Below are 21,289 nucleotides of genomic sequence, written 5' to 3'. Positions count from 1 at the left end.
GAGTCTTGCTGGGATTTTCATGTTTCCGCCTTCACTTTTGCCTGTATTCCTGCCGGTTTTTCAGCTTTTGACGGATTCTTTATTTCCAAATGCACGGAAATCTTCTTCTGGAAACGGCTCCCCTAGCCCCGATAGGAGCGGAAATCCTTTTTGGGGCGGGGTTCGCCCCAAAAAGATTGCAGCGGATAGCGGGAAATGGCTCCTTATCTTTATTAAATCCCAAATTTTTAAAAATTCCAAATTCCAATCCTGGCGGCTTCAACTACGCTCAGCCAGACATTTGTTCTTAAATATTATGGTTTGCGTGAATAGCGCTGCGTGAGACGCACTGCGGTGCGCCTCTACAGAAGAATTGGAATCTATACATATTGTATGCAGAAACAAACCCGACAGGTTTTAAAAACCTGTCGGGTTGGATGCCGATAATTTAAGAATCTAGCCGTGAAATTACTCCTGACCTGCGTTCTCTACTTATATAGTATTATGTTAAAAACAAACCCGACAGGTTTCGGAAAGCTATTGGTTCGTGGATTAGAAAAATCACTCTTATATATAATAGAGTAAAGTTCTACATATATATTGTATGTATTTTTGTAATCATGTATATTTGCATTCACAAAATTATAAACAATGATCAAGATTACTTTACCCGATGGGTCAATTAGAGAGTTCGCTTCGGGCGTAACTCCAATGGAGGTCGCTAAAAACATTAGCGAAGGTTTTGCAAGAAATGTTATTTCTGCATCTTTTAATGGTACAACTATTGAAACCGAGACTCCATTAACGACCGACGGTAATCTTATTTTATATACTTGGAATGATGCTGAAGGTAAAAAAGCTTTCTGGCACTCGACTTCGCACGTAATGGCTCAAGCTCTTGAGGAATTGTATCCTGGAATTAAATTAACTCTTGGACCTGCAATTGCTAATGGTTTCTATTATGATGTGGATTTTGAAGATCAGAAAATTTCTGAGGCTGATTTCAAAAAGATTGAAGATCGTATTCTTGAGATCTCAAGAGGAAAATATGATTTCAAAATGCGTCCTGTAACTAAAGCGGAAGCATTAGAGATGTACAAAGATAACGTTTACAAGACTGAATTGATTTCGAATCTTGAAGACGGAACTATTACTTTTTGCGATCATGCTACTTTTACTGATTTATGCCGTGGTGGACATATTCCGAATACTGGAATTATCAAAGCGGTAAAAATCATGAGTGTTGCGGGCGCTTACTGGAGAGGTGACGAGAAGAACAAACAGTTGACTCGTGTTTATGGAACTTCTTTCCCTAAACAAAAAGATTTAACTGAATATCTTGAACTTCTTGAAGAAGCAAAACGTCGTGATCACCGCAAATTAGGAAAAGAGCTTGAATTGTTTGCTTTCTCTCAAAAAGTGGGTCAAGGTTTGCCTTTATGGTTACCTAAAGGAGCGGCTTTGAGAGATCGTTTGGAGCAATTCTTGAAAAAAGCACAAAAGAAAGCTGGATACGAACAAGTTGTTAGTCCGCATATTGGCCAAAAGGAACTTTATGTCACTTCTGGTCACTATGCTAAATATGGCGCTGACAGTTTTCAGCCGATTCATACTCCTGCAGAAGGTGAAGAGTTTTTATTGAAACCTATGAATTGCCCTCACCACTGTGAAATATACAATGTAAGACCTTGGTCATATAAAGATTTACCTAAACGTTATGCTGAATTTGGTACTGTATATAGATATGAGCAGTCTGGAGAATTACATGGTTTAACTCGTGTTAGAGGGTTTACTCAAGATGATGCGCATATTTTCTGTACTCCTGAACAATTGGACGAAGAGTTTAAAAAAGTAATTGACCTTGTATTATATGTATTTGGTTCGTTAGGTTTTGAAAACTTTACCGCTCAGATTTCATTAAGAGATCAGGAAGATAGAGAAAAATATATTGGAACAGACGAAAACTGGGAAAAGGCAGAAAATGCTATTATCAACGCAGCAAGAGACAAAGGTCTTAACACTGTTGTAGAATATGGCGAAGCGGCTTTTTATGGCCCGAAACTGGATTTCATGGTAAAAGATGCTTTGGGAAGACAATGGCAGTTAGGAACTATTCAGGTAGATTACAACTTGCCTGAGCGTTTTGAATTGACTTACAAAGGTGCTGATAATGAATTACATCGACCTGTTATGATTCACAGAGCTCCTTTTGGATCTATGGAACGTTTTATCGCAATTTTACTAGAGCATACAGCAGGAAATTTCCCACTTTGGCTAATGCCTGAACAGGCTATTATCTTGTCTTTGAGCGAGAAATACGAAAATTATGCTAAAAAAGTTTTAGATTTGCTAGAAAATCACGAAATTCGCGCCCTAATTGACAACCGAAATGAAACTATCGGTAAGAAAATTAGAGATGCAGAAATGCAGAAAATCCCATTTATGCTTATCGTTGGTGAGGAGGAAGAGAAAAACGGAACAATTTCAATTCGTCGTCACGGGCAGGAAGGAAAAGGAAACATCACAGTTTCTATCGAAGAATTTGCTTCGATTGTAGACGAAGAAATAAAAAAGACATTAAAAGTATTTACAGTTTAACTTAAATTAGAAAGTCATAGCAATAAAAAGTAACAGAGGTTTTCAACCTCGAGTAGAAAAAAAAGATGCACACAGAATAAACAATCTTATTCGTGTTCCAGAAGTACGTCTTGTAGGGGAAAACATTGAACCTGGGGTTTTTAAAATAGCTGATGCGTTACGTTTAGCTGACCAACTTGAGTTGGATTTGGTTGAAATCTCGCCAAACGCTGAGCCACCAGTTTGTAAAATTATGGACTACAAGAAATTTGTTTACGAACAAAAGAAAAGAGATAAGGCTTTAAAAGCTAAATCTTCTCAAGTTGTTGTAAAGGAAATTCGATTTGGTCCTCAAACTGACGAGCATGATTATGAATTTAAAAGAAAGAATGCTGAAAAATTCTTGAAAGAAGGAGCTAAATTAAAAGCTTTCGTTTTCTTTAAAGGACGTTCTATCATTTATAAAGATCAAGGTCAGATTCTATTATTACGTCTTGCTCAAGATTTGGAAGAACACGGTAAAGTTGAAGCTATGCCTGTTCTAGAAGGAAAGAGAATGATTATGTTCATTGCTCCTAAGAAGAAAAAATAGTCTCAGTTAATAGTTTCAGTGTTCAGCTTCTGAACCTGAAACTTTAAACTTGAAACAAAAAAATATAAGTAAGTAAGAATAAATTAAAACACTAGGAAAAATGCCTAAAATGAAAACAAAATCTAGCGCTAAGAAACGTTTTAAAGTTACTGGCTCTGGAAAGATTAAAAGAAAGCATGCTTTTAAAAGTCACATCTTGACTAAAAAATCTAAAAAACGTAAATTAGCTTTGACTCACTCAGCGCTAGTTCACCAAACAGATATGAAAAGCATCAAACAACAATTAAGAATTATCTAATAATTCTTTAGGTTAAAAAATTATTTATATAACCTTGGAGTATGGCTTTAAGTTCCTTTGATTCAATTCAGGACGCCTGCTACAAAAAAACATTAAAATTATGCCAAGATCGGTAAATTCAGTTGCTAAAAGAGCAAGAAGAAAAAAAATAATGAAGCAAGCCAAAGGTTTCTTTGGAAGACGTAAAAACGTTTGGACAGTTGCTAAGAATGCAGTAGAGAAAGCAATGTGCTACGCTTACCGCGATAGAAAACAAAACAAAAGAAATTTCCGTTCATTATGGATTCAACGTATCAACGCTGGAGCTAGATTAGAAGGAATGTCTTATTCTCAATTCATGGGGAAAGTTAAAGCTAACGGAATCGAATTGAACCGTAAAGTTCTTGCAGATTTAGCTATGAACCACCCAGAAGCTTTCAAAGCTATTCTTAATAAAGTAAAATAAAACGTTTTATAAACTCAATTTAAGATTACTTACTTATTATAGAAAACCCATCCGACGCGTCGGATGGGTTTTTGTTTTTACTGCAACTTAGTCTGCAAATAATAAATTAAATTTACTAAAAGTAATTTTTAATAAATGCAAAACGCACTCATCCATCATATTCAAAAGTTCGTCAATCTAGAACCTTCAGAGATTGACGTTTTAGAGTCTTGCCTTAGTCTTTCACAAATCAAGAAAAAAGAACATGTTTTACAAGAAGGACAAATATGCAATACAATGTATTTTGTTGTAAAAGGATGTATGCGACAATATATCATCAACTCTAAAGGTGGTGAACAAACGCTTCAATTTGGAATCGAGAATTGGTGGATAACTGATTATTTAAGCTACCTTAATCAAATTCCTTCTCATTTTTATATACAGGCTGTTGAGAGCAGTGAGGTAATTGCTATTGAAAAATCGGTTTTAGATTCTGTTTTAATTCAAATTCCTAAACTTGAAAAGTATTTTAGAATTGTTGCTCAAAAGGCTTTTGGCGCAGCGCAAATGCGGATTAAATTCTTGTTTACCATGTCTGCAGAGGAAAGATATTATCATTTCAAAAATCAGCAGCCAGATTTTGTACAGCGCGTTCCTCAATATATGCTTGCCTCCTACTTAGATTTTTCAGCAGAATTTATGAGTAAAATTAGAGCTGGGAAAGTTTAGTTCTAATATACTAAGGCTCTAAGCCGCTAAGCTACTAAGTTGTTGAAACCTATATTTTTTTTTAGAAAGACTTATAAACTTAGCAGCTTAAATAATTTCTTGAAGTAGTTCAAGTTTTTGAAAGTATACATTACTGACCTTTGTAATGAACTTTTAAAACAAATAAAAATGAAATCAAGAATTGTTATTCCGCAAGTTGCTCCAGAAGCTTATCAGGCTTTAATGAATTTAGAAAAATATATTTCGTCAACCTCTTTAACTCCTGAACATAAAGAACTAATTAAAATACGTGCATCCCAAATTAATGGCTGTGCATACTGTATTAACATGCATACTGCTGATGCTAGAAAATATGGAATTTCTGAGCAAAGAATTTATCTTATTAGCGCATGGCGTGAAGCTGATGTCTACAGTGAAGAAGAAAAAGCAATCTTAGCTTTAACAGAACAAGTTACTTCTATAGCCAATCATGTTTCGGATGAAGTTTACCAAAATGCAGCGCAATTATTTGATGAAAAATACCTTGCTGAAATCATTCTTGCTATCATCACTATAAATTCATGGAATAGACTTGCAATTACAACTGGTATGCGTGCAGAATAATTTATAAGGATAAGCTTTACAACATTTTCAAACTTTAACATCCCCTCGCCCAGAGGGGTTGTTTGTATATTGTTGTAAATGAATAACCAAAAAATAAAAAATATATTTTTTACAAAAAACAGGTATTTATACGCTTTCACAGGAACTCAGTTTTTTTATTTTTGGCGCATGATACCAAAAAGAATACAATTTTCACTATATATACTTCTAGTTTTTATGTTTTTTTTTGCCTGTGAAAACAAAAAAAAGAATACGGCGAAAATTACAAATGACAATGCCGAGATTGAAAAGGCGATACATGCAGCTGATTCTTTCTACAAGAATAAAGAGTTCGATAGCGCATTTTATTTCTACAATAAAGTCAGAACAAAATGCAATCTGAACAGAGATGCAAAAAAGTATGTTTATTGCATGTATTATATGTCCGAAATTCAACAAGACCATCAAGATTATATCGGAAGCACTGCTACTGCAAATGAAACAATTCCATATTTAAATAAAGTAAAAGATCCTAATTATGTATGGAATATTTATAGTGTTTTAGGTAGAAACTATTATTACACTTACGATTATCCAACTGCAATTTACTACTATTCTAAAGCTTTTACTTTAAATACCGACAGGATAAACAAACTCGAAGCAAAAAATAATATAGCCGCAATTTATATTAAACAACATCAGTACAATAAAGCACTTCAATTATTTTCATCAATAAGTAACGAAAAAATTGTACAGCAAAATCCAATATATTATTCAAAAATACTGGATTATATTGGCATTTGTTATTTCAAACTCAAGAATGAGAAAGCTTTGGCTTTTTTCAAAAAAAGTATACAAATAAAGACTGAGGCAAAGTATGAAGATGGCTTAGGCAAAACATATTATAATCTTGCGGAATATTATCGTAACAATAAGGCACTATCGATGATGTACGCCAAATTAAGTTACAAAAATTATACATTATCTGGCAATACAGATGATCGCTTACTTGCTTTGCAGTTTATTACAGAAAATAATAGTTCGGATATTGAATCTAAAAAAAATGCACTTGGTTATATAAATATAGCAGATAGCATTTATATAGAAAGACAAGAAGCTAAAAATCAGTTTGCAAAAATGAAATATGATTCTAAAACAGAAAAAGAGGAAAATTTAAAGTTAAAGACTCAAAAAATTAAAAACGAACTTGAATTAGAGAAACAGGAAAGCAAAAATATTATTTCGTATATTATTATTCTATTTGCATTATGCCTGATTGCATTTGTTTATTTCTATTTGATTGCAAAAACAAATCGTCAAAAAATTGAGGCAACCTATAAAAGCGAAACTCGAATTTCAAAAAAATTACATGATGAATTAGCTAATGATATTTACCATACAATGGTATTTGCTGAGAATAGAAACCTTTCTATCGGAGAAAATAGAAATCATTTATTTAAAAAACTGGATGATATATATTCCAGAACAAGAGATATATCAAAGGAAAACAACCCGGTTTTAAGCAACCAAAAATTCACATTTTCCCTCAAAGAGATGATTTCCGGATTTAATACTTCTACTTTAAACCTTTTGATTAATGGTTTAAATGAGATTTCGTGGGATCAACTTGACAAAACTAAAAAAACATCTGTTTACAGGTCCATACAGGAATTGCTTGTGAATATGAAAAAACATAGTGATGCCACTTTAGTTGCCATAACTTTTAAAGAAATGAATAATAATATTACCATCAATTATACCGATAATGGAAAAGGGATTGATGCAAACAAAATGGTTTTAAAAAATGGCTTACATAATATTGAAAATCAAATTCACGCCATTAAAGGTGACGTTCAAATTCATTCCGAATATGGAAAAGGCTTTAAAGTTTTAATTAAATTTCCTGTATCATGATTAAAAACTTGCTTGGCTTTTTAAAAAAAAATATTCTTTTTTCTTTGTCAATTTTTGGTATCATTTTGGCTGCCATTTTTTTTGTACAGTTTTCTGAAGCAGAAAAACAACAAAAAAATAACATTCAAGCCTATCGCTCTTCTGAAATAAAAAAAACATTGGAAAAAGCAACCTTCCTCTGGAATTCTGAAAAAAGTGACAGTGCCTATTTTTATTTTAATAAAACACAATTGTTATGTAATCCTATAGACGACCATGTAGATGACTATGTTGATGCAACAATCTATATGGTTGAAATCTTGCTACGACATGCTGATTATTACAGAGCAGAATCGATGCTTACAAAAGTATTTCCTTACTTAGAAAAAACATCTAATAAAAAACATGCCATTAATGCTTATACATTTATGGCTAACAGTTATGCCTATACTTATGATCACGAAAAGGCATTAGTTTATCATAGAAAAGCATTAAAAGCTGCAATCTCGACATTTAGAAAATCAAGAATAATATCTGAAATTGCATTTGTTTACATGCAACAAGGAAAACATGAAGAGGCAATAAATTTATTAGAGCCTATATCCAGATATAAAATTGAAGATAAAATTACACCAGCAAACACAAACCTGGTGCGTTCTGCCATTTTTTACCATCTCGGACTTTCTTATTTACGTCTTGGAAATCATAAAGAAAAAACCTTCAAATACTTAAATGAAAGCTTGGAATTAGTTCTTCACTGCAATGATGATTATGAACTAATTGCCAACTATTTTGCTTTTTATCTATATTACTCAAAATATTACGATCCAAAACTAAAAAAGCTTAACGCAGAAAAAGCATATTATCACGCAAAAAAAGCAAAATCGGCTTCAAATGAGATAAATATGTTAGCCAATTTAATTGAAGCAGATAAAGCCGAAAATTCAAAAAAATACTGGAAAGTTTATATAAGAAAACTTGATAGTCTTATTATTGGCAGAAAAAAAACAGAAAATCAGTTTGCTAATTTAATATACGATTCAAAAAAAGATAAAGAGGAAAACTTAGAACTCAAAAATCAAAAAGTTGAAGAAGAATTACAATTACAAAGACAAAAAAACAGAAGTTATATCTCTTATGTAGTAATTTTTATTAGTGCTACAAGCTTAATATTTATCTTTTTTTACATAACAATTAAAGGAAAAAAAGAAAGAAACAATGAAGTTTTCAAGAATGAAATTCGTATTTCTGAAAAATTGCAGTTTGAACTCGAAAAAGACATTGATAAAATTTTGTTGTTTACAGAAAATTACAATCTTGAAAAAGAAGAAAACAAAGAAAAACTTCTATCTCATTTAAACAATATCTATTTAAAAACTAGAAATATTTCTCGAGAAAATAGCGAAATAGTTACCGATGAAAATTTTGAAAAGGCGCTTAAACAAATGATTTCTGGATATACCAACCAAAACCTAAACATAATAATAAATGGTTTGCATAGTTTTTCGTGGTGTAAAATCGAACGAGTGAAAAAAATTACTGTTTATCGTGTTCTTCAGGAAATTTTTGACCAGATGAAAACACTAAATAATGCTTCGTTAGCAAGTATAACATTTAAAAAAGAAGAAAAAAATATCTCGATAACATATAGTGATAATGGCAACGAAATCAGCTCAAAACATATTGTTTTAGAAAAAAGACTACAAAATGTGGAAAACCGTATTAAAACAATAAAAGGAACACTTAATTTTGGCACATATTCCGAGAGCGGTTTTAAAATAAGTTTCAAATTTCCAATATAAGACCATATATGTTTAAAAAAGTTTTAGTTGCCGAAGATCTAGACAGTATCAGCATTGCAGTTGTTCAAGTACTTGAAGAATTACAAGTTCCCGTAATTCATCATGTAAAATATTGTGACGAGGGTTTGCTCAAAGTAAAAAAGGCATTGGCTGATAAAGAACCTTACGATTTAGTGATTACAGATTTGTCTTTTAAGTCTGATCATAGAAAAGTAAATTTAAATAGCGGCGACGAACTTATTGAAGCCATCAATAAAGTACAGCCAAATATTAAAAAAATTGTTTTTTCTATAGAAGACAAAAGCTACAGAATTAAATCTTTATTTAACGATTTAGGAATTAACGCCTATGTTACAAAAGGAAGAAACAGTATTTCTGAGTTAAGAAATGCTATTAAAAGCGCCTTTAATAACGAAGAAAAAATTCTTTCTTCAGATCTGTCTTTTAGTTTTAACGATAAAGCGCTTATTGAAATTGAATCGTACGATATTTCTATTTTAAAACTTTTATCTCAAGGATATATTTTAGAAAGTATTTCTAAGGAGTTTAAAGATTTATCTATAACGCCAAACGGAACAAGCAGCATCGAAAAAAGAATCAATAAGCTTAAAATTTACTTTAAAGCAAACAATAATGTGCATTTGATTGCCATTGCAAAAGATTTCGGATTGGTGTAATTTTTATGGGCTTTACGGGTTTCCGTAAGGATTACACTTTTGATTCTGCTAAATTTGTGAGTATCTATTAACTGACTAATGAAACCAAGAAGTAAAGCAAGTATTATCTTGTCTAAAATTAATACTACCCAAAATAAAATTATAATGAAAACAATGTTACTTTGCCTTTTTTTATCGATAAGTTTTGCCATTGTTTCTGAAAGAACAGGCTGGCTGGAAATTGACTGGAAAATAATTTTTATTCCAGCTTTATTAGTATTGCAAATTATAATTATCGGAACTGCGCTAAAAAATCGATACAAAAAACATTAATTAATTTTAAGAAAGGCTTAATTATTGCAAGAAGAGAAGATTCATATCTTAGTTTCTTTACATTTTACATGAAAAATACTCTTAGCCTCGTCTTATTATTATTTACATTTTTTTCTTTTTCGCAGACCAAAGTTGCCTCTTGGAATATAGAAAACCTTGGCAAATCAAAATCTGATTTCCATTTAAACTATATTGCCAAAACAATTTCTAATTACGATATAATTGCAATTCAGGAAGTTGTTGCCGGAAATGGAGGAGCTCAAACCGTTGCTAAACTTGTCACTTTACTTAACCAAAAAGGAAACAAATGGGATTATAGTATAAGTAATCCTACTTCTAGTAGCAGTTACAAAACAGAGCGTTATGCTTTTATTTGGAAGACTCACAAAGCCAAATTAAAAAACAAACCTTGGCTTGAGAAAAAATATAATCTAGAAATTGATCGAGAACCCTATTTTGCAACGTTTGAAATTAATAAAAAGACGTTCACACTTGTCAATTTTCATGCGATAACACAAAAAAAGCAGCCCGAAACCGAAATCAAATATTTCAAGTTTTTACCAAACGAGTATCCTGATTTAAATCTCGTTTTCTTAGGTGATTTTAACTGTCCAGAAAAACACACTGTTTTTAATCCGTTAAAAAAAATGGGATATTCGCCTGTATTAAAAAATCAAAAAACTACTCTTAAGCACAAATGCAAAAACAACATTTGCTTGGCATCTGAATTTGACAATATTTTTTATAACGCATCCACACTAAAAGTCAGCAATTCTGGAATTATCAAAACGTATGAAGATTTTGATTCACTTCAAAACGCAAGAAAAGTATCCGACCATATTCCGATCTGGTTTGAATTTTCTTTAAACTAATTACGTTTTAAGCTTCTTTTTTCTGGCAGCAGGAAACAAAACATTATTTAATATCAATCTGTAACCTGGCGAGTTTGGATGCAAATCTAAAACTGTTGGCGGATCACCAACTTGATGCTGAAAGTCTTCTGGATCATGTCCTCCAAAAAAAGTAAACATTCCCTTCCCTTTTTCGCCATGGATATATCTCGATTCTCCGTTTAACTCGCAGGTACCCATAATCAAGATATTCGATTTTATCAAAGAAGTATCAAATGAAGTTGTCTGTCCCATAAATCCTTTTACCAATTGCGTATGATTCTGGCACAACATACTCGGAATCGGATCCCATTTTGCAGAAAATTCCATTAAAGTAAAATAATCCTTATCCATTACTATTCGCCTTTTTGTGGTCATATCAATATCTGAAAACTCATAAACTTCAGGTCTTCTCTCTAGAGTAAAGTTTTTAAAGGCAAAAGAATTGTTATAATTTAATTTTGACTGATAATTAGACTCGCTTGGATCTCCATCAAACATCGTTTCACAAATATCCACTCCATCGGCAGCAAGTGCAATATCAAAACTGTCAGTTGCAGAACACATGGCAAACATAAAACCGCCACCAATTACAAAATCTCTAATTTTTTTTGCTACCGCACCTTTTTCTTCAGACACTTTTGCATACCCTAACTTTGCAGCTAAAGCTTCAGCATCTTTTTTTTGATCAATATACCAAGGTGTATTTTTGTAAGCGGCGTAAAATTTTCCATATTGTCCAGTAAAATCTTCATGATGCAAGTGAAGCCAATCGTACATTAATAACTGATCGCTCAGAACTTCTTCATCATAAATTGGAGTAAAAGGAATTTCGGCATAAGTCAGAACCAAAGTTACAGCATCGTCCCAAGGCTGTTTCCCTTTTGGCGTATACACAGCAATTTTTGGAGCTTTTTCTAAAATAACCGATTCCATATTTTGAGAAGGACTCGAAATATCATTTAAAATCGATGCCTGTTCACTATCTGAAATTACTTCAAAACTAACTCCTCTTATTTTACATTCTTTTCTAATTTCATCAGCATCAGGCAATAAAAAAGAACCTCCACGGTAGTTTAAGAGCCAGCTTGCTTTATAATCTCTGCTCAAACACCAATAAGTAATTCCGTATGCCTTTAAATGATTTTGCTGCGTTGTTTCGTCCATCGGAAGTAAGATAAACGACGCCTTTGCATTAAACGTAACTAATAGTATAAAAATGTAGAATAAACTCTTACTCATTAGAAAATTATTTTAGTAAAGATATAAAAGGCTGCAACAAAAAAAGAACACTCAATGTCTTTTCTGACCTAATAGAATGTTAAATAAAAAAGACTTGAAAAAACAAGATTTACATCAATTGAAAAACAGGTAAAAACACCTATACTTTGGAAGAATTTTCTCTATACATTTGCTATCCCAGGTTCACAAAACTAATCGCTGTAAAAAATAACCATTATGAAGTTTAATGAAAGTAACAACCAGCAAAAGGGTCTGAATATAATTCAGAAAATAGGTTTATGTGTCCTAGTAATAACAATCATATTATATTATGTTTTGTCAATTCAGTTTTTGACAGCCTAATTTTTTTTAGATTGTCAAAACTGCCAATTCATTTTGGATAGCATAAACAACTAAACCAGCAATATTTCGCGATTCTGTTTTAAGCAATAAGTTGTTCCGGTGTCCTTCTATAGTTCTCGGACTTAAGAAAAGATGTTCTGCAATTTCTGCGGTAGTTTTCTGCTGGCAAATTAATTGGAGAATTTCGATCTCACGAGGCGAAAGGAAATTGGTTTCTAAACCGCCTCTTGCATTTTTAGGAGAAACTATTGTTTCTTGAATTGTTTTTAAAACATTCTCGTTATAATAGAATCCTTTTTTAGCTACTTCGTTGATCGTATGAATTAAATCTTTTGGAGTGGTGTTTTTAATTAAGTAGGCTACGGCGCCAACTTGAATCATATTTGCAATAAACGATTTGGTATCGTAACTCGTTAGTGCAATAATTTTAATATCAGGATATAGCTTTTTTATAATTTTAGTGGCCTCGACACCATTTAAGACCGGCATCTTTAGGTCCATTATTATAATATCTGGCTTAATTTCTCTTTCTTCTAATAGAGAAATAAGTTCATCTCCATTGGAAGCTTCGAAAATAATGTCGATATTTTCTTCTCTCTGTAATAAAAAAGAAATTCCTTTTCGAAACAAAATTTCATCATCGACTAGAGCAATTTTAATAACAGCATTCATCCTATTTGGTTTTGGTCGTTAAATTTGGTTTATCGAAATTACAAAATATGATTTAGAAAAAGTCTAAATACCTTATTTTATTGCCTAAAAACCTACCAAAACACACAAATTTAACTTAGAATGTAAAGTTTACAGCAATTCCGTTATTGATTTCAGACTTAATTTCTATCGTTCCTTCCAAAAATGATATACGGCTATCAATATTTTTCATTCCTAAACCTTTTTGATTTTCCGCATTAGAACCATCAAAACCAACACCATTATCCAGGTAATCACAAGTATTTATACCGTTTATATTAGCAAAAGAAATCCATATCTGTGTCGCCTTTCCATGACGAAGCGAATTATTCATAAGTTCTTGGAGAATTCTAAAAACATGCAAATGACGATCTATGTCTTTATCATCAAAATCAATTTCATTTTTATAATGGGTTTTAACCGATTTACTAGATTCAAACTCGTCACACAGCTCTTCAATGCCTGCATGCAAACCAAATTTTTCGAAAACTGGCGGTAGCAAATTGTGGGCAATTTTTCTAGAATTATCTAATGCTTTGTTGGTTAAATTGATTATGTTTTCAGTAATCTCAGCCGTTTCACTTTCTGTTAGATTCGGTGCTGAAAGCAAATGTGTGTTTAAAGAAACAATATTTAATTTTGAGCTAATATCATCATGAAGGTCTTGCGCTATTCTTTTGCGCTCTTCTTCTTGCGTTACAATAATAGCGTGCAATTGCTCTTTTTGATAACGAAGTATTAAATCTATTTTCTCAAGTTCCTTCTGAATGATTTTTTTTCTAGAAAAATAAAAGAATATAATTAATGCTACTGCAACAATTATAAAAAACAAAGAAATATATAATATTATGGCCACGAGCTCTTTCTCAGGAATATGGCTTGCATTCATATCTTTTTATGTATGTTATATAATTACAAACTAGTTTTTAAACTTCTTTTCGAAAAGCTCACTTTCCATTCATAAAGAATAAAAAGGTAATAGACTACATTCAAAAATGCATTTAACTGCCAACTCAAATATTTCACTTCGGTATTTAAAACTGAAGTCAGATTACCAATAATAAACAATACTGTACTTGACAATAAATATAGAATTATACCCATATTTACATAATAATACGTTTTATTTTCAGTAAGCATATTATAGAAATGCAACAATGCAAAAACAACAATCGACAGAGAGGTCAATGTAATTTCAAACAGATTAAATTTTAAAAACTCTTTTGGCGAATTAACAAACTGTATTGTCAGAGCAAGAAGAGCTACGACAAGCCAAATCTTCACAAATTGCTTTTGAGCTTTAACATTTAAAATGGAATAATAAAACAAACTCAACAATATCATTTGGCCTATAAAGAAACTATTGACCAGAAACAAATTATTCATTTTAAGAGAATACAAAATCTCCATTGAAATCTGTATAAAAAAAATGAATGCCAAGTAAGAAACTAAAAAAACATTAGCTTTTTCCTTTCGGAAAAAGCTAAATGAATATAATATTAGATCAATTAATAAAATCAAATAACCTGAATATATTAAAAAATCAATCATTTTATTTTATTGTCTAAAAAATTAAAAAGGAGGACTTGGACGTGAACCATCGTATACAACTTCTTCACCGCCTTCACAATTATCGTCCTTATCAGCAATACCGTAAACATTAACCCATTTACCAGTTTTGTCATCAAATTTGGCTCCGTTAAAAAGTAACGTTTTCTGTTTATCATCGTTAATACCGATATAAGCCCAAACTGCTTCCGTACCAAGCTCTAATACTTTTTCAAGACTTTTTCTTGGAATCAAATAAGCTTTTACTTTTTTACTTGCATCTTCAATTGTGGTATCGCCTTGAAATCTTTTTTCCCACTCATTTGCAGTTGCTACAGGAATCTGAATAGGTCCTGGAAAAGTTTCTTCATTCATAATTTAAATTTGTTATTGGTTAATAATTAAAAAAAATTGATAGTTTATAATTGGTTTAGCTAAACTACTGATTTTTATTAGAAGATTAACGTTAAAACATAAAAAAAGCCTTAATAATAAGGCTTTTTAATTTTTTAGAATGGTACATCGCTATCGTCATCATCGTCATTTAAATTACTTCCGAAAGCTTCGTTAGCAGATGGCAAATTTTTAGTTATATATTGATTATCATCATGATTCATTTTTGATGGCAAGTCATCGTAACCTCCTGTAAATTCATCAAGATTATCAAATTTCCCTAAGTGTCCCAAAAATTTCAAACGAATGTTTTCAATACCACCGTTACGGTGTTTTGCAATCATAATTTCAGCCTGACCCGCAGTTGGCGAGGCTTCTTCATCATCCCATTCTTCAATTTTGTAATATTCTGGACGGTATAAGAACGAAACGATATCGGCATCCTGCTCAATTGCTCCAGATTCACGAAGATCCGAAAGCAAAGGACGTTTACTAGATCCACGCGTCTCAACGGCACGCGACAACTGAGAAAGTGCAATAACCGGAACGTTAAGCTCTTTTGCCAATGCTTTTAAGTTTCGGGAAATTGTCGAAATCTCCTGCTCACGATTTCCTCCTCCTTTTGCATTTCCTCCCGCAGTCATCAACTGGAGGTAATCGATAATAATAATTTTAATACCATGCTGCGACGCCAAACGACGGCATTTTGCTCTTAAATCGAAAATAGAAAGTGAAGGCGTATCATCAATAAACAAAGGCGCTTTTTCTAAATCTTTTACTTTAGTACTCAACATGGTCCATTCGTGAGCCTCTAATTTACCTGTACGCAATTTTTCTGATGACAATCCTGTTTCAGAAGAAATAAGCCTTGTAATTAACTGAACAGATGCCATCTCTAGAGAGAACAAAGCTACTCCGTGACCATATTGAATCGCAATATTTCTAGCCATAGAAAGGACAAATGCCGTTTTTCCCATCGCAGGTCTTGCCGCAATAATAATTAAATCCGAAGGCTGCCATCCAGATGTTAGCTTATCCAGATTATGAAAACCAGTTTCTACACCACTTAATCCTTCTTTTTTAGAAATCTCTTCAATTTTCTTTTTAGCTTGTAAAACCAAACTTTGTGCGGTTTCAGAACTACGTTTGATGTTTCCTTGGGTAACTTCGTATAATTTAGATTCGGCTTTATCCAATAAATCAAAAACGTCTGCACTTTCATCATACGACTCTTCAATAATTTCAGATGAAATTCGAATCAAACTTCTTTGAATAAATTTTTGAAGAATGATACGCGAGTGAAATTCGATATGCGCCGAAGAAGCAATTTTCTGAGTCAGCTGAATTAAATAAAAATCTCCACCCGCTATATCCAACTTTCCATTTTTCTTTAACTGAGTCGAAACTGTTAAGATATCAATTGGCTGCGTTTCGGTAAAAAGCTGTAAAATCGCTTCAAAAATATGTTTGTGAGCGTCTTTGTAAAAAGCGTCTGGCTGCAAAATATCAATTACATCGTCAACCCCTTTTTTATCAATCATCATTGCCCCCAACACAGCCTCTTCTAAATCAATGGCTTGCGGCGGCAACTTTCCTTTTTCTAAGTTAATAATGGTGGTTTTGTCGACCTTAACCGGGTTTAAATTCTTGAAATTTTCCATATAGCGAAAGTAGCAAAATTTAAAAAAAATCTGCTATCGAGTTATAACTAGTTTTTTGTTGATAAATAAGTTTTCCTGTTGATAACCAAAAAAAAATCCGAAACCGCAGGGCTTCGGATTTTTAATCATTTGATATGAATTTACTCTTTAAACTCGCCCATATTACTGTATTTGTCCATTCTCTGGGCAATTAAGTCGGCTGTTGATAAGTCTTTTAATTCATTATATCCTTTAGTGATGTATTCTGCTACTGTTTTAAAAGTAGTTTCTCTGTCATAGTGCGCTCCGCCTAGTGGTTCTGGGATTACATCATCAACTAATTTTTGTTTTTTCATGTCAGAAGAAGTTAATTTTAAAGCTTCTGCTGCACGCTCTTTATACTCCCAGCTTTTCCATAAAATAGAAGAGCAAGATTCTGGAGAAATTACAGAGTACCAAGTGTTTTCTAACATATAAACACGATCTCCAACACCAATTCCTAAAGCTCCACCAGAAGCACCTTCACCTACGATAATCGTAATAATTGGCACTTGCAGACGAACCATTTCAAAAATGTTTCTAGCAATTGCTTCTCCTTGTCCTCTTTCTTCAGCTTCAAGTCCAGGGTATGCACCTGGAGTATCTACTAAAGTAAGAACCGGAATTCCGAATTTTTCTGCCATTTTCATTAAACGCAAAGCTTTACGGTATCCCTCTGGGTTTGCCATACCAAAGTTACGGTACTGGCGCGTTTTTGTATTATAACCTTTTTGCTGACCGATAATCATAAACGACTGTCCGTTTATTTTACCAAGACCACCAACCATTGCTTTATCATCTTTAAAACTTCTGTCTCCATGAAGTTCTAAGAAAGTCTCTCCGCAGATTGCTTTGATATAGTCTAAAGTATAAGGTCTATTTGGGTGTCTTGACAATTGTACCCTCTGCCAAGCCGTAAGGTTTTTATATATATCTTTCTTAGTCTGTTCTAATTTCTTGTTGATTTCCTTGCACGTTGGGGTCACGTCAACGTCAGATTCTTTCCCAATAATAACGCACTTTTCTAACTGGTCTTCAAGTTCTTTAATTGGAAGCTCAAAATCTAAATATTCCATGGATTTTTGAATTTTGTTTGTAAATCGAACCGCAAATATAAAAATATTATATCATTGGCGAAGTTAATTGTTATTTAAAGTATAAAAATGCATTTTAAAAATAAGGAAACTATTACAAGTTTTCTTTCTTGTTCTGATAATGTTTAAACACACCATTCAGAATAACAGTTATGATAATTATAACCGCTCCAATGTAAAATTCGACACTCATTTTTTCTTTTCCTCCCAAGATAAAATAAGCCAAAACTATTCCGTAAACCGGCTCCAAATTAGTGGTTAGCATTACAGTATAAGGCGTCAATCGCTGCATTACTTTTACTGAAGCCGTAAAAGCATAAGCTGTACAGATGGAAGCTAAAACCAATAATAAAATCCAGTTATTTAAAGACAATTCGAAGAAATCGGCTGTAAATTTTCCTTGAAATAAAAAATAAATTGTGATGAAAAAAACGCCCGCTCCAAACTCATAAAAAGTAATCACAGAAGGTTCGTGGTCTGAGATTAATTTCCCGTTCATTAACGTAAATAAAACGCCCAAAATAATTGCTGCCAAAGCATAATAAACTCCTGTCAGATATTTTATTTCTACCTGCAGAATCAATCCTAAACCTGCAATAATTATAAGTCCGAAGAAAACTTCGTACCAAAGCACTTTTCTCCCGTAAAACAAAGGTTCTAATAAAGAAGCAAAAAATGCCCCTAACGAAAATATCGAAAGTGTAATGGAAACATTGGAAACATGAATTGCTTTAAAGAAGAAAATCCAATGAAGCGCAATCAATAATCCAACAAAAATCAATTTAAAAAACTCTTTTATAGGAACCTGAAAAGACTGTTTTTTGAAAGCTATAAATCCGCCAAGAAAAATCATGGCAATCAGCATTCTGTACCAAACCAAATTATCGGCATCAATAGTAATTAAAGCGCCTAGAATAGCCGTAAAACCCCAGATAAAAACAATTAAGTGAAGATTTAAATAACTTTTTAAATTATCGTCTCGCATTGCGTAATAAGTAAACTGCTAAAATTCCGAAAACAATATTTGGGAACCAGACAGCTAATAAAGGTGAAAATGTAGATTTTTCGGCAAGTGTACCAAAGATTTTATCGAAGAATACAAATGAAAATGCAATTGCAATTCCAATCGCAAGGTTCATTCCCATTCCGCCTCGGCGTTTCATAGAAGAAACCGAAACCGCAATAATCGTTAAGATAAAGGCAGAAACTGGTATACTATATTTTTTATAAAGAACAACCAGATAGGTATTGATATTTCCAGAACCTCTTTTTCTTTCTTTTTCTATAAAATCAATTAATTTACCCAAAGTCAGTGTTTCGGCAATATAAACCACTGGCGTTAAATCGGCCAATTCAAATTTAAAAGCAACATTTCTCTCCGGAAATTTTTCAATTACATCATTCAATTCTCCGACAGTTCTTTTAGTGTAATCGTATAAAACGTAAACCTTCTTTTTCGGATCCCATTTAATGCGACTTGCTGTAATTTTATAGGTTAATTTTTCTTTTTCGAAATGTTCTAAAGAAAAATTAAAAGCTGTTTTAGTTTCTTCGTTAAAACTGTTTACGAAAATAAAATCATTATCATTTATCTGTCTGAAAACGTTAGTGTTTTCACCACGCATGAGCTGTTTACCATTTCCTTTCAGATACGTATACCTAAAATTATTGTAGCCCTCACTTGCTGCTGGAACAATAAAGAATCCCATTAGTAAAACGAAAATAGAAACGATTGTTGCACCTATAATATAAGGACGCAAAAAACGCGTATAGGAAATCCCAGAACTTAAAATCGCAATAATCTCTGTATTATTAGCCAGTTTTGAAGTAAACCAAATTACCGACAAAAACAAAAATATCGGGAATAATGAGTTTATAAAGTAAATCGTGAAATTGTAATAATAGAACGCAATATCTGGAAACGGAATTTTATTTTCAAGCATTTTATTTACCTTCTCAGAAACGTCAATTACGATTCCGATTGGCGCAAATAAAAGAAGCATCACAGAAAAAGTTCCGAGGTATCTTTTTAAAATGTATTTATCTATTATCGACAGCATATTTTTTTGTTGTTTATTTTGTTTCAGGTTTCAAGTTTCACGTTCAGAAGAGAACTTGAAACTTGAAACTTGAAACTTTTAAACTTATAATCGTTGGCTCATATTTTTAACCATCATTTCTTTCCATGGTCTAAAATCTCCGGCTAAGATATGTTTTCTAGCTTCACGAACCAACCACATATAAAAACCAAGATTATGAATCGTCGCAATTTGTTTTCCCAAATATTCGTTAGCAGCAAACAAATGGCGCAAATAAGCTTTAGAATATTCTGTATCTACAAAAGTATGTCCCATTTCATCGATTGGAGAAAAATCGGCTTCCCACTTTTTATTCTTGATATTTATCGTTCCGTTAGCTGTAAAAAGCATTCCGTTTCTTGCATTACGCGTTGGCATAACACAGTCAAACATATCAATACCTAAGGCGATATTTTCTAAAATATTTATCGGAGTTCCAACCCCCATTAAGTAACGAGGTTTATCTTCTGGAAGAATTTCGCACACTACTTCAGTCATAGCATACATTTCTTCAGCTGGTTCACCAACAGAAAGTCCGCCAATTGCATTTCCTTGCTGTCCAGCATTGGCAATATATTCAGCCGACTGGCGACGCAAATCTTTATAAGTGCTTCCTTGAACAATCGGGAAAAACGTTTGCTCGTAACCGTATTTATAAGGAACTTTTTCCAAATGATTAATACAACGATCTAACCAGCGGTGCGTCATGTGCATCGAACGCTGTGCATAACGATAGTCGCAAGGATAAGGTGTACACTCATCAAATGCCATGATAATGTCGGCACCAATGGTACGCTGAATTTCCATCACATTTTCTGGTGTAAAAAAGTGGTAAGAACCGTCAATATGAGATTTAAACTTAACTCCTTCTTCCTTAATTTTTCTATTTGACGAAAGAGAATATACCTGATATCCTCCAGAATCGGTCAAAATATTACGATCCCAATTCATGAATTTGTGCAATCCTCCTGCTTTTTCAAGAATTTCGGTCTGCGGACGTAAATATAAATGGTAGGTATTTCCAAGAATAATATCTGGATTGATTTCTTCTTTTAGCTCACGCTGATGCACTCCTTTTACAGAAGCAACAGTTCCAACAGGCATAAAAATAGGCGTTTCAATTACGCCGTGATCTGTAGTAATACTACCCGCTCTAGCTTTAGACTGCGGATCTTTTTGTAATAAATCAAACTTCATAAATTCGTTTTTCTCCCTATTGTTCGGGACGGCAAAGATAATCTAATTTAAAGAATTAGATAATTTGTGAATTAGAAAATTAGATAATGATTAACAAACTTGAAATCTGAAACCTGGAATTTGGCAAATTAGACAATTGGACAATTAGAAAATTAGATAATGATTAAACAAACTTTAAATCTTAAACCTAGAATTTGGGCGTTCCCTTCGGTCGGGCTATCCGCTATATTCCCGATTAACAAAAACTACGGCTAAAAAGCCTTGTTTTTCT

General features: G+C 32.7%; 22 protein-coding genes. 12 read left to right on the top strand and 10 right to left on the bottom strand.

From position 1 onward, the window contains the following. From ACWA1F_RS23240 to ACWA1F_RS23185, 12 genes are all read left to right on the top strand, one after another. The coding region (locus ACWA1F_RS23240; protein WP_456897337.1) for a hypothetical protein at positions 1-322 on the top strand (322 nt) is incomplete at its 5' end. A 308-nt stretch (positions 323-630) separates the two neighbouring features. Continuing rightward, a complete protein-coding gene (thrS, locus tag ACWA1F_RS23235) occupies positions 631-2,577 on the top strand; it encodes a threonine--tRNA ligase (protein ID WP_306161314.1) in 1,947 nt (648 codons plus the stop codon). Positions 2,578-2,593: 16 nt separating this feature from the next. Beyond that, positions 2,594-3,148, top strand: a complete 555-nt coding sequence (gene infC / locus ACWA1F_RS23230) for a translation initiation factor IF-3 (protein WP_111286002.1) — start codon at positions 2,594-2,596, stop codon at positions 3,146-3,148. 100 nt (positions 3,149-3,248) lie between these two features. Further along, positions 3,249-3,446: a 50S ribosomal protein L35 gene (gene rpmI / locus ACWA1F_RS23225; RefSeq protein ID WP_026727505.1), complete on the top strand. Its 198-nt coding sequence runs from the start codon at positions 3,249-3,251 to the stop codon at positions 3,444-3,446. Positions 3,447-3,546: 100 nt separating this feature from the next. After that, on the top strand, positions 3,547-3,891 hold the full coding sequence (gene rplT, locus ACWA1F_RS23220; RefSeq protein WP_035649542.1) for a 50S ribosomal protein L20: 345 nt from the start codon (positions 3,547-3,549) through the stop codon (positions 3,889-3,891). A gap of 135 nt (positions 3,892-4,026) precedes the next feature. Beyond that, positions 4,027-4,599: a Crp/Fnr family transcriptional regulator gene (locus ACWA1F_RS23215; protein ID WP_456897334.1), complete on the top strand. Its 573-nt coding sequence runs from the start codon at positions 4,027-4,029 to the stop codon at positions 4,597-4,599. 168 nt (positions 4,600-4,767) lie between these two features. After that, the gene (locus ACWA1F_RS23210) at positions 4,768-5,202 is read left to right on the top strand and encodes a carboxymuconolactone decarboxylase family protein (RefSeq protein WP_456897332.1); all 435 of its coding nucleotides are present in this window, start codon (positions 4,768-4,770) and stop codon (positions 5,200-5,202) included. Between the two features lie 78 nt (positions 5,203-5,280). Further along, positions 5,281-7,095, top strand: coding sequence for a tetratricopeptide repeat-containing sensor histidine kinase (locus tag ACWA1F_RS23205; protein ID WP_456897330.1), 1,815 nt, complete (start codon positions 5,281-5,283; stop codon positions 7,093-7,095). Then, complete coding sequence (locus tag ACWA1F_RS23200) at positions 7,092-8,876, top strand: hypothetical protein (protein WP_456897328.1); 1,785 nt, start codon at positions 7,092-7,094, stop codon at positions 8,874-8,876. The genes ACWA1F_RS23205 and ACWA1F_RS23200 overlap by 4 nt, the downstream gene beginning before the upstream one ends. 8 nt (positions 8,877-8,884) lie before the next feature. Then, positions 8,885-9,553, top strand: a complete 669-nt coding sequence (locus tag ACWA1F_RS23195) for a DNA-binding transcriptional response regulator (RefSeq protein WP_456897326.1) — start codon at positions 8,885-8,887, stop codon at positions 9,551-9,553. A gap of 144 nt (positions 9,554-9,697) precedes the next feature. Then, positions 9,698-9,865 (top strand): hypothetical protein, encoded by a 168-nt coding sequence (locus ACWA1F_RS23190; protein ID WP_164515346.1) that lies wholly within the window; start codon positions 9,698-9,700, stop codon positions 9,863-9,865. Positions 9,866-9,933: 68 nt separating this feature from the next. Continuing rightward, positions 9,934-10,737 (top strand): endonuclease/exonuclease/phosphatase family protein, encoded by an 804-nt coding sequence (locus ACWA1F_RS23185; RefSeq protein ID WP_456897324.1) that lies wholly within the window; start codon positions 9,934-9,936, stop codon positions 10,735-10,737. Here ACWA1F_RS23185 and ACWA1F_RS23180 read toward each other — a convergent pair whose 3' ends face one another. The 10 genes from ACWA1F_RS23180 to tgt form a co-directional block, all read right to left on the bottom strand. After that, a complete protein-coding gene (locus ACWA1F_RS23180) occupies positions 10,738-11,997 on the bottom strand; it encodes an asparagine synthetase B (protein ID WP_456897322.1) in 1,260 nt (419 codons plus the stop codon). It abuts the gene before it with no gap. Positions 11,998-12,345: 348 nt separating this feature from the next. Beyond that, positions 12,346-13,011: a response regulator gene (locus ACWA1F_RS23175; protein ID WP_456897320.1), complete on the bottom strand. Its 666-nt coding sequence runs from the start codon at positions 13,009-13,011 to the stop codon at positions 12,346-12,348. A gap of 115 nt (positions 13,012-13,126) precedes the next feature. Continuing rightward, a complete protein-coding gene (locus tag ACWA1F_RS23170) occupies positions 13,127-13,861 on the bottom strand; it encodes a sensor histidine kinase (RefSeq protein WP_456897319.1) in 735 nt (244 codons plus the stop codon). Between the two features lie 80 nt (positions 13,862-13,941). Then, positions 13,942-14,580, bottom strand: coding sequence for a hypothetical protein (locus ACWA1F_RS23165; protein WP_456897317.1), 639 nt, complete (start codon positions 14,578-14,580; stop codon positions 13,942-13,944). A gap of 21 nt (positions 14,581-14,601) precedes the next feature. Beyond that, positions 14,602-14,952 (bottom strand): hypothetical protein, encoded by a 351-nt coding sequence (locus tag ACWA1F_RS23160; RefSeq protein ID WP_456897315.1) that lies wholly within the window; start codon positions 14,950-14,952, stop codon positions 14,602-14,604. 134 nt (positions 14,953-15,086) lie between these two features. Beyond that, complete coding sequence (dnaB, locus tag ACWA1F_RS23155; protein WP_456897313.1) at positions 15,087-16,631, bottom strand: replicative DNA helicase; 1,545 nt, start codon at positions 16,629-16,631, stop codon at positions 15,087-15,089. A gap of 140 nt (positions 16,632-16,771) precedes the next feature. Continuing rightward, entirely contained in the window at positions 16,772-17,725 is a 954-nt protein-coding gene (locus ACWA1F_RS23150; protein WP_306161348.1) for an acetyl-CoA carboxylase carboxyltransferase subunit alpha, read from the bottom strand. Between the two features lie 112 nt (positions 17,726-17,837). Continuing rightward, the gene (locus tag ACWA1F_RS23145; protein WP_456897310.1) at positions 17,838-18,728 is read right to left on the bottom strand and encodes a DMT family transporter; all 891 of its coding nucleotides are present in this window, start codon (positions 18,726-18,728) and stop codon (positions 17,838-17,840) included. Continuing rightward, complete coding sequence (locus tag ACWA1F_RS23140; protein WP_456897308.1) at positions 18,715-19,803, bottom strand: LptF/LptG family permease; 1,089 nt, start codon at positions 19,801-19,803, stop codon at positions 18,715-18,717. Before ACWA1F_RS23140 ends, ACWA1F_RS23145 begins: the two co-directional genes overlap by 14 nt. An 84-nt stretch (positions 19,804-19,887) precedes the next feature. Further along, the gene (gene tgt / locus ACWA1F_RS23135; protein ID WP_026727521.1) at positions 19,888-21,018 is read right to left on the bottom strand and encodes a tRNA guanosine(34) transglycosylase Tgt; all 1,131 of its coding nucleotides are present in this window, start codon (positions 21,016-21,018) and stop codon (positions 19,888-19,890) included. Positions 21,019-21,289: the final 271 nt, after the last annotated feature.

The sequence above is a fragment of the Flavobacterium erigeronis genome (assembly GCF_054075165.1).
Note: the sequence above shows the minus strand (reverse complement) of the source record. Positions and strands in the feature narration are given on the sequence as shown.

Coding starts and splice junctions, on each gene's coding strand:
- thrS (WP_306161314.1), top strand. CDS start 631: ATGATCAAGATTACTTTACCCGATGGGTCAATTAGAGAGTTCGCTTCG.
- rpmI (WP_026727505.1), top strand. CDS start 3,249: ATGCCTAAAATGAAAACAAAATCTAGCGCTAAGAAACGTTTTAAAGTT.
- rplT (WP_035649542.1), top strand. CDS start 3,547: ATGCCAAGATCGGTAAATTCAGTTGCTAAAAGAGCAAGAAGAAAAAAA.
- ACWA1F_RS23215 (WP_456897334.1), top strand. CDS start 4,027: ATGCAAAACGCACTCATCCATCATATTCAAAAGTTCGTCAATCTAGAA.
- ACWA1F_RS23210 (WP_456897332.1), top strand. CDS start 4,768: ATGAAATCAAGAATTGTTATTCCGCAAGTTGCTCCAGAAGCTTATCAG.
- ACWA1F_RS23205 (WP_456897330.1), top strand. CDS start 5,281: ATGAATAACCAAAAAATAAAAAATATATTTTTTACAAAAAACAGGTAT.
- ACWA1F_RS23200 (WP_456897328.1), top strand. CDS start 7,092: ATGATTAAAAACTTGCTTGGCTTTTTAAAAAAAAATATTCTTTTTTCT.
- ACWA1F_RS23195 (WP_456897326.1), top strand. CDS start 8,885: ATGTTTAAAAAAGTTTTAGTTGCCGAAGATCTAGACAGTATCAGCATT.
- ACWA1F_RS23190 (WP_164515346.1), top strand. CDS start 9,698: ATGAAAACAATGTTACTTTGCCTTTTTTTATCGATAAGTTTTGCCATT.
- ACWA1F_RS23185 (WP_456897324.1), top strand. CDS start 9,934: ATGAAAAATACTCTTAGCCTCGTCTTATTATTATTTACATTTTTTTCT.
- ACWA1F_RS23180 (WP_456897322.1), bottom strand. CDS start 11,997: ATGAGTAAGAGTTTATTCTACATTTTTATACTATTAGTTACGTTTAAT.
- ACWA1F_RS23175 (WP_456897320.1), bottom strand. CDS start 13,011: ATGAATGCTGTTATTAAAATTGCTCTAGTCGATGATGAAATTTTGTTT.
- ACWA1F_RS23165 (WP_456897317.1), bottom strand. CDS start 14,580: ATGATTGATTTTTTAATATATTCAGGTTATTTGATTTTATTAATTGAT.
- ACWA1F_RS23160 (WP_456897315.1), bottom strand. CDS start 14,952: ATGAATGAAGAAACTTTTCCAGGACCTATTCAGATTCCTGTAGCAACT.
- dnaB (WP_456897313.1), bottom strand. CDS start 16,631: ATGGAAAATTTCAAGAATTTAAACCCGGTTAAGGTCGACAAAACCACC.
- ACWA1F_RS23150 (WP_306161348.1), bottom strand. CDS start 17,725: ATGGAATATTTAGATTTTGAGCTTCCAATTAAAGAACTTGAAGACCAG.
- ACWA1F_RS23145 (WP_456897310.1), bottom strand. CDS start 18,728: ATGCGAGACGATAATTTAAAAAGTTATTTAAATCTTCACTTAATTGTT.
- ACWA1F_RS23140 (WP_456897308.1), bottom strand. CDS start 19,803: ATGCTGTCGATAATAGATAAATACATTTTAAAAAGATACCTCGGAACT.
- tgt (WP_026727521.1), bottom strand. CDS start 21,018: ATGAAGTTTGATTTATTACAAAAAGATCCGCAGTCTAAAGCTAGAGCG.